Here is a 7,520-nt window from a genome sequence, read left to right on the forward strand (position 1 = left end):
ACGTCGCGCCGCCGAGGACGGGTTCATGCCGGCAGATCATCACACCCCCGACGCGGCCCTGCGCCTCGCGCAGGACCTGATCCGTTGCCCGTCCGTGACGCCGGAGGATCGGGGCGCCCTCGACGTCGTCGCCGACGCGCTCCGGCCGGCCGGCTTCGCGATCGAGCGGCCGGTCTTCTCGGAGCCGGGCTATCCCGACACGCCGAACCTCTACGCCCGTATCGGGCGGGACGGTCCGTGCCTCGTCTTCGCCGGCCACACCGACGTCGTGCCGGAGGGCGAGGGCGCGTGGCGCCACGATCCCTTCGCGGGCGCCGTGGCCGACGGGATGCTGTACGGCCGGGGAGCGGCCGACATGAAGGGCGGCGTCGCCTGCATGCTCGCGGCGACCCTCGCCTTCCTCGACCGGCGCGGCGCCGATTTCGGCGGCTCCATCGCGTTCCTGATCACCGGCGACGAGGAGGGACCGGCGGTCAACGGCACCGTGAAGCTCCTCGACTGGGCGCGGCGCCGGGGCGAGCGGTTCGACCACTGCGTCCTCGGGGAGCCGACCAATCCGGGCCGGCTCGGCGAGATGATCAAGATCGGCCGGCGCGGCTCGCTGACCGGCAAGCTCACCGTGCTCGGACGGCAGGGCCACGTCGCCTACCCGCACAAGGCCGAGAACCCGATCCCGGGCCTGCTGCGCCTCGCCTCGGCGCTGGTCGCCGAGCCGCTGGATCGCGGGACGGCGCATTTCGACGCCTCGAACCTCGAGTTCACCACGATCGACGTCGGCAACCCGGCTACCAACGTCATCCCGGCGACCGCGCGGGCGACCTTCAATATCCGCTTCAACGACGATTGGACGGCCGAGAGCCTGGGCGCCGAGATCCGCCGGCGCCTGGAGCAGGTGGCCGGGAACGCGGTGCGCTTCAGCCTCGACCTTCAGCCCTCGAACGCGCCGGCCTTCCTGACGCGGCCGGACGCCTTCGTGACGCTGGTCGCGGAGGCGATCCGTGCCGAGACCGGCTTGACCCCCACGCTCTCCACGACGGGCGGCACGTCGGATGCCCGCTTCATCAAGGATGCCTGCCCGGTGATCGAGTTTGGCCTCGTCGGCGAGACCATGCACCAGACCGACGAGTGCGTGGCGGTCGCCGACCTGGAGCGGCTGGCCGCGATCTACGGGCGCGTGCTCGACGCCTACTTCCCCGGTTCGTAGTCGACGCCCACGAAGGTCAGCCCGGCGGCCGGGGCCAGCGGCCCGCACCGGCGCTTGTCGCCCGAGGCGAGGATCTCGGCGACGTCGTCCGCCGAGAGGCGGCGGCAGCCGGCGAGCATCAGCGTGCCGACCATCGCCCGCACCTGATGGTGCAGGAACGAGCGCGCCGACGTCGCCACCACGATCTCGTCGTGGAGCGCCATCGGCGCGCGGGCGACGTCGAGCTGCTCCAGCGTGCGGATCGGGCTGTTCGCCTGGCACTCGGCGGCCCGGAAGGCCGAGAAGTCGTGGCGGCCGACGAGGCGCTGGGCGGCTTCGTGCATCCGATCCGCGTCGAGGGTCCACGGCACGTGCCAGACATGGGCGCGCGTCAGCGCCGCGGGGCTGCGCCGATTGAGGATGCGGTAGCGGTAGTGCCGGCGGATCGCCGAGTGGCGGGCGTCGAAGCTCTCCGGCACGGTCTCGGCGGACAGGATCGCCACCGGCTGCGGCCGCAGATGGGCGTTCAGCGCGTCCCGCACCGTGTCGGTCCGCCAGTCCTTGGCGAGGTCGAGATGGGCGACCTGATGGATCGCGTGCACGCCGGCATCGGTCCGGCCCGCGCAGGTGAGCCGGGCGTCCTCGCCGGAGAAGCGTGTGACCGCCGCCTCGATCGCGCCCTGGACCGTGGGATCGTCCGCCTGCCGCTGCCAGCCGCAGAACGGACCGCCGTCGTACTCGATGACGAGCTTGTAGCGGGGCATCAGCCGGCCCCCTCGAGGTCGCTCGAGGGCGCTCCGAGGTCCGATCTCGCGATATGCGACAAAACTTCGGAATGATGTGTGCGCGATCGTCTTTGCGAGCGTAGCGAAGCAATCCAGTGTCGCGCCGAGCCTCGCCAGGGGGCGCTGCCCTGGGTCGCTTCGCTGCGCTCGCGATGATTGGTCGGCCCGCGTGCCGAATGCCGTGAACGGGCGACGCGCATCAGCCGAGGCGGGCGCCGGGCGTCAGGCGGGCGCCGCGGACGAACTCGGCCCCGCTGGCGCTGCCGCCCTTCCCGGCGCGGCGCAGCTCCAGGAGCCGGACGGCGCCGTCCCCGCAGGCGACGGTGCCTTCGGAATCGGTCAGCGTGCCCGGCGCGCCCGAACCCTCTGCCGGGGCGGCGCGGAGCACCTTCACGCGCTCGGAGCCCTTGCCGAGATCGACCTCGAAGAAGGCGCCGGGGAACGGCGACAGCCCGTTGATCCGGTTGGCGACTTCAGCCGCCGGCCGCGACCAGTCGATCCGCGCCTCGTCGTTGGTGATCTTGTGGGCGTAGACGATTCCGTCCTCCGGCTGCGGCGCGAAGGTCAGCGTGCCCGCGTCGAGCGCCACGAGGGCCCGCGCCATCAGATCGGCGCCGAGGGGCATGAGCGCGTCGTGAAGGGCGCCCGCCGTCATGCCCGGCGTGATCGGCAGACGCGCCTCGAGGGCGACCGGGCCGGTGTCGAGGCCGGCCTCCATCCGCATGACGCCGACGCCGCTCTCCGCATCGCCCGCCATCACGGCGCGCTGGATCGGCGCCGCGCCGCGCCAGCGCGGAAGCAGGGATCCGTGCAGGTTGAGGCAGCCGTGCCGGGGTGCGTCGAGGATCGCCTGCGGCAGCAGCATCCCGTAGGCCACGACCACCGCAACGTCCGCCCGGTGCGCCGCGAAGGTCTCGGCGGCTTCGGGCGTGCGGAGCGTCGCGGGCGTCAGGACCGGCGCGCCGAGCGTATCGGCCAGCGCGTGGACCGGGGAGGGGCGCAGGCTCATGCCGCGGCCGGCCCTGGCGGGCGCGCGGGTGTAGACCGCCGCGATCTCGTGCCCGTCCTGCGCGAGCCGCGCCAGCGTCGGTACCGCGAAGTCCGGCGTGCCCATGAAGACGACGCGCATGGCCGGGTCAGGCCGCGTCGCGCTTGGCCGCCTTGGTAAACTTCTTGATCACCCGGTCGCGCTTCAGCTTCGACAGGTGATCGATGAACAGCACGCCGTTCAGGTGGTCGATCTCGTGCTGGATGCAGGTCGAGAGCAGGCCGTCGGCCTCGATCTCCTGCTCCTTGCCGTCGAGGTCGCGGAATTTCACGCGCACCCGGTCCGGGCGCTCGACCTCGGCGTAGTAGTCCGGGATCGACAGGCAGCCCTCGTCGTAGACCCGCTTCTCCTCGGACGACCAGACGATCTCGGGATCGATGAAGACCCGCGCGTCGCGGACGCCTTCCTCCTTCGACGTGTCGATCGTCACGACGCGCTTCGCCACGCCGATCTGGATCGCCGCCAGCCCGACGCCGGGGGCGTCGTACATCGTCTCGAACATGTCGGCGACGAGGGTCCGGATCTCGGCGGTGATCGGACCGACCGGCTCGGAGCCCAGGCGCAGGACGGGATCGGGAAGGATGACGAGCGGGCGGATGGTCATGGCGGGAACCGGCAGGGAAGGCGCCGGGACGGGTCCGGGCTCACCGTCGAATAGGATGCGGCCGAGGACCGGTCAAATACCGGTTCGCGGCCTGTCGCCGGCCTCTCAGAACGCCGTCCGGCTGCGGATCGCCGCCGAGAGCGTGCCCTCGTCGAGGTAGTCGAGCTCGCCGCCGACCGGCACGCCGTGGGCGAGGCGCGTGACCTTCACGTCGCAGTGCCGGATCGATTCCGTGACGTAGTGGGCGGTGGTCTGGCCGTCGACGGTGGCGTTGAGCGCCAGGATGACCTCGGTCACCTCGGGCCGGGCCACGCGCTCCACGAGGCTCGCGAGGTTCAGGTGCTCCGGACGGACGCCGTCCAGCGCCGAGAGGACGCCGCCGAGCACGTGGTAGCGCGCCTTCACGGCTCCGGACCGCTCCAGCGCCCAGAGGTCGGACACGTCCTCCACCACCACGAGCGTGGTCGGATCGCGCTCGGCGTCCCGGCAGATCGTGCACGGGTCCGAGGTGTCGACGTTCCCGCAACTCGTGCACACGATGATGCGGTCGGCCGCCACACGCATCGCGTCGGCGAGCGGCCCGAGGAGCGTGTCGCGCTTCTTGATGAGCTGCAGGGCGGCCCGCCGCGCCGAGCGCGGTCCGAGGCCCGGCATGCGGGCGAGGAGCTGGATCAGGCGCTCGATCTCGGGGCCGGCGACGGCTTGGGGCATCGTGCCTCTGGGGCGGGGAAGGGGCTGCGGATCGGGACGGGCATAGACGGCGCCGGGCGCCGCGCAAGGGTCCGCGCGCCGATGCGGTCCATCGTATGTGGTATATGGGTATTCCGACGCCGCTTCGCCGGTGGCATTATGCTGCACGACGAACGGAACTGCTTACAGACCTGGGTTCCTGAGTCCACGACTGTGGTCTAACCTGTTTGTACACGTTGCGGGCTCCCGGCGGAGCCCATTATGACAGCGAAGCTTCGCCGCCTACGCGAGCGTGGGATGGCGAGCGGCCGGGAACGGAGAACCTGCGTGCGGCGGTCCTGTACGACCGCACGGACGTCTCCCGGGCAAATCCGGACGGCGGTGCCGTCCGGCTCAGTCGCGTCGACGGTCGAACAGGGGCCCGGGAGATACGATCATGTCCAACATCGGTGATCACAACGCGGCCCACGGCGCCGAGGTGGCGGGCTTCCGCGACCTCAAGGCCGTCCACTGGAATTTCGAGGCCCCGCGCCTCTACGAGGAGGCCCTGTCCCGCAAGGAGGCGCAGCTCGCCCGCGGCGGCGCCCTCGTCGCCACCACCGGCAGCCATACCGGCCGCTCGCCCAAGGACAAGTTCGTGGTGCGCGACGCCGGCACCGAGAACGAGGTCTGGTGGGACAACAACGGCGCGATCACGCCCGAGCAGTTCGAGACCCTGCGCCAGGACTTCCTGAAGCACGCCGAGGGCAAGGAGCTGTTCGCCCAGGACCTCTACGGCGGCGCCGATCCGGCCTACCGGGTCAAGGCCCGGGTCTTCACCGAGTTCGCGTGGCACTCGCTGTTCATCCGCAACCTGCTGATCCGCCCGGACCGCTCCGAGATCGCGTCCTACGTGCCGGACATGACGATCATCGACCTGCCGAGCTTCCAGGCCGATCCCGCCCGGCACGGCTGCCGGTCCAAGACCGTGATCGCCATCGACTTCTCGAAGAAGCTCGTGCTGATCGGCGGCTCCGCCTACGCGGGCGAGATGAAGAAGTCGGTCTTCACCTACCTGAACTACATCCTGCCCGGCCAGGGCGTGATGCCGATGCACTGCTCGGCCAACGCGGCGCTCGATGCCGAGGGCGGCTCGGCGATCTTCTTCGGCCTCTCGGGCACCGGCAAGACGACGCTGTCGAACGACAGCTCCCGCCAGCTGCTGGGCGACGACGAGCACGGCTGGTCGAACGAGGGCATCTTCAACTTCGAGGGCGGCTGCTACGCCAAGACCATCCGCCTCTCGCGCAACGCCGAGCCGGAGATCTACGCCACCACCGAGCGCTTCGGCACGGTGATGGAGAACGTGATCATCGATCCGGTCACCCGCGCGCCGGATTTCGACGACGCGTCGCTCACCGAGAATACCCGCTGCGCCTACCCGCTGGACTTCATCGCCAACGCCAGCGCCTCCGGCCGGGCCGGGCATCCGAAGAACATCGTCATGCTGACCTGCGACGCCTTCGGGGTGATGCCGCCGATCGCCAGGCTCACCGGCGCCGAGGCGATGTACCACTTCCTCTCGGGCTACACCGCCAAGGTGGCCGGCACCGAGCGCGGCCTGACCGGGCCCGAGGCGACCTTCTCGACCTGCTTCGGCGCGCCGTTCATGCCGCGACACCCGAGCACCTACGGCAACCTGCTGCGCGACCTCATCGCCAAGCACAGCGTCGATTGCTGGCTGGTCAACACGGGCTGGACCGGCGGCGGCGTCGGCACCGGCCGGCGGATGCCGATCCGCGTGACGCGCCGCCTGCTGAGCGCCGCCCTGGACGGCTCGCTGGCGCAGGCCGAGTTCCGCCGCGACCCGTATTTCGGCTTCGCGGTGCCGGTCTCGGTTCCGGGCGTCGAGCCGCACATCCTTACCCCGGTGAAGACCTGGGCCAACAAGGGCGCCTTCGTGGAGACGGCGGCGCGGCTCGTGAAGATGTTCGACGACAACTTCAAGCGGTTCGAGGCCCATGTCGACGCCGACGTGCGCGCCGCCGGGCCGACCGCGCAGGCGATCGCGGCGTAAACCGAGAGCGGGCGGCCCGCGGGCCGCCCCATTCGTCTTTGCGAGCGGAGCAAAGCAATCCAGTTGCGCCACGCTTGCGAGCGTCGCGCTGCCCTGGGTTGCTTCGCTCCGCTCGCAAGGACGGTTCGGACGTCTCGTCCGAACGGATCCCTAGAACGGCAGCTTCATGCCCGGCGGCAGGGGCAGGCCCTTGGTCAGCTCGGCCATGCGCTCCTGCATGGTCGCTTCGGCCTTGCCGCGGGCGTCGTTGCAGGCCGCGACGATCAGGTCCTCAAGGATCTCGCGCTCGTCCGCGACCATCAGCGAGGGGTCGATGCTGACGCCCTTCATCTGGCCCTTGGCGCTCATGGTGACCCGGACCGAGCCGCCGCCGGAGGCGCCGGTCACCTCGATCTCGTCCATCTCGGACTGCAGGTTGGCCATCTTCTCCTGCATGGCCTGAGCCTGCTTCATGATGCCCATCAGGTCGCGCATGCGGCTCTCTTTCCGTTTCCTCGTCTGATCTGGGTATGGCGCGGCCCGGGCGCCACCGTGCGTCAGGCGTCGTCGTCCTCGACCTCGCCGACCCGCGCGGCGTCGCCTTCCCCGAGGATCTCCTGCTCGGCGGAGGGCAGGGCCTCGAGCGCGGTCTCGCGAACGTCGACGATCTCGGCCCCGGGGAAGCGCGTCAGGACCTCGCGCACGAACGGGTCGGCGGCGGCGTTCTCCCGGCGGGTCTCGGTCGCGGCGCGGGCGGCCGCGTCGAGGGTCGGGGCGCCCTCGTCCTTCGACAGCGCCACCACCCAGCGCCGCCCGGTCCAGCGCTCGATGGCGGCGGCGATGTCGTTGGCGAGGCTCGACCGGCCGCCGGAGGCGAGGCGGAACTCGATCCGGCCCTCCTCGAAGCGCACCAGGTGGACGTCGCGCTCCAGCGCGGTCCGCAGCAGGATGTCCCGGTTGGCGTCGGCCAGCGCGATCAGGTCCTCGAACCGCCCGAGACGCGGCGTCGGCGGTGCCGCGGGCGCCGGCCTCGGCGCGGGCGCACCGACGGGGGCGCTGATCGGGACGCTCGCCGGCGCGTTCACCGCGACGGGCGCGGCCAGGGGCGCCGCGACCGGGGCGGGCTCTGGCGCGACCGTGCGGGGTGCCGCGGGGGGCGCCCCCGGACCCCCCCC

The 7,520-nt window shown here is 71.4% G+C and carries 7 protein-coding genes and 1 pseudogene; 2 read left to right on the top strand and 6 right to left on the bottom strand.

What is annotated here, in order from left to right; genetic code table 11:
• Positions 1–25 precede the first annotated feature (25 nt).
• Positions 26–1,204 (top strand): succinyl-diaminopimelate desuccinylase, encoded by a 1,179-nt coding sequence (gene dapE / locus ACLBYE_RS18460; RefSeq protein WP_447695282.1) that lies wholly within the window; start codon positions 26–28, stop codon positions 1,202–1,204.
• On the opposite strand, the gene truA is transcribed toward dapE, so the two are convergent.
• From truA to recR, 4 genes are all read right to left on the bottom strand, one after another.
• The gene (truA, locus tag ACLBYE_RS18465) at positions 1,186–1,947 is read right to left on the bottom strand and encodes a tRNA pseudouridine(38-40) synthase TruA (protein ID WP_447695283.1); all 762 of its coding nucleotides are present in this window, start codon (positions 1,945–1,947) and stop codon (positions 1,186–1,188) included. The genes dapE and truA overlap by 19 nt on opposite strands.
• Before the next feature lie 220 nt (positions 1,948–2,167).
• Positions 2,168–3,097 (bottom strand): methionyl-tRNA formyltransferase, encoded by a 930-nt coding sequence (gene fmt / locus ACLBYE_RS18470; RefSeq protein WP_447695284.1) that lies wholly within the window; start codon positions 3,095–3,097, stop codon positions 2,168–2,170.
• Positions 3,098–3,104: 7 nt separating this feature from the next.
• Positions 3,105–3,620, bottom strand: a complete 516-nt coding sequence (gene def, locus ACLBYE_RS18475) for a peptide deformylase (protein ID WP_091680823.1) — start codon at positions 3,618–3,620, stop codon at positions 3,105–3,107.
• A gap of 105 nt (positions 3,621–3,725) precedes the next feature.
• Positions 3,726–4,331 carry a recombination mediator RecR gene (gene recR / locus ACLBYE_RS18480; protein WP_447695285.1) on the bottom strand — a complete coding sequence of 202 codons (606 nt, stop codon included), beginning with the start codon at positions 4,329–4,331 and terminating at the stop codon, positions 3,726–3,728.
• Positions 4,332–4,746: 415 nt separating this feature from the next.
• Between recR and ACLBYE_RS18485 the strand changes: the two genes are divergently transcribed.
• Positions 4,747–6,366 carry a phosphoenolpyruvate carboxykinase gene (locus tag ACLBYE_RS18485; RefSeq protein WP_447695286.1) on the top strand — a complete coding sequence of 540 codons (1,620 nt, stop codon included), beginning with the start codon at positions 4,747–4,749 and terminating at the stop codon, positions 6,364–6,366.
• A 150-nt stretch (positions 6,367–6,516) separates the two neighbouring features.
• On the opposite strand, the gene ACLBYE_RS18490 is transcribed toward ACLBYE_RS18485, so the two are convergent.
• Together ACLBYE_RS18490 and ACLBYE_RS18495 are read right to left on the bottom strand one after the other, a co-directional pair.
• The gene (locus tag ACLBYE_RS18490; protein WP_020092789.1) at positions 6,517–6,840 is read right to left on the bottom strand and encodes a YbaB/EbfC family nucleoid-associated protein; all 324 of its coding nucleotides are present in this window, start codon (positions 6,838–6,840) and stop codon (positions 6,517–6,519) included.
• 62 nt (positions 6,841–6,902) lie between these two features.
• Positions 6,903–7,520: pseudogene (locus tag ACLBYE_RS18495) on the bottom strand (DNA polymerase III subunit gamma/tau); the annotation flags it as partial.

This window comes from Methylobacterium sp. A52T, assembly GCF_053346095.1.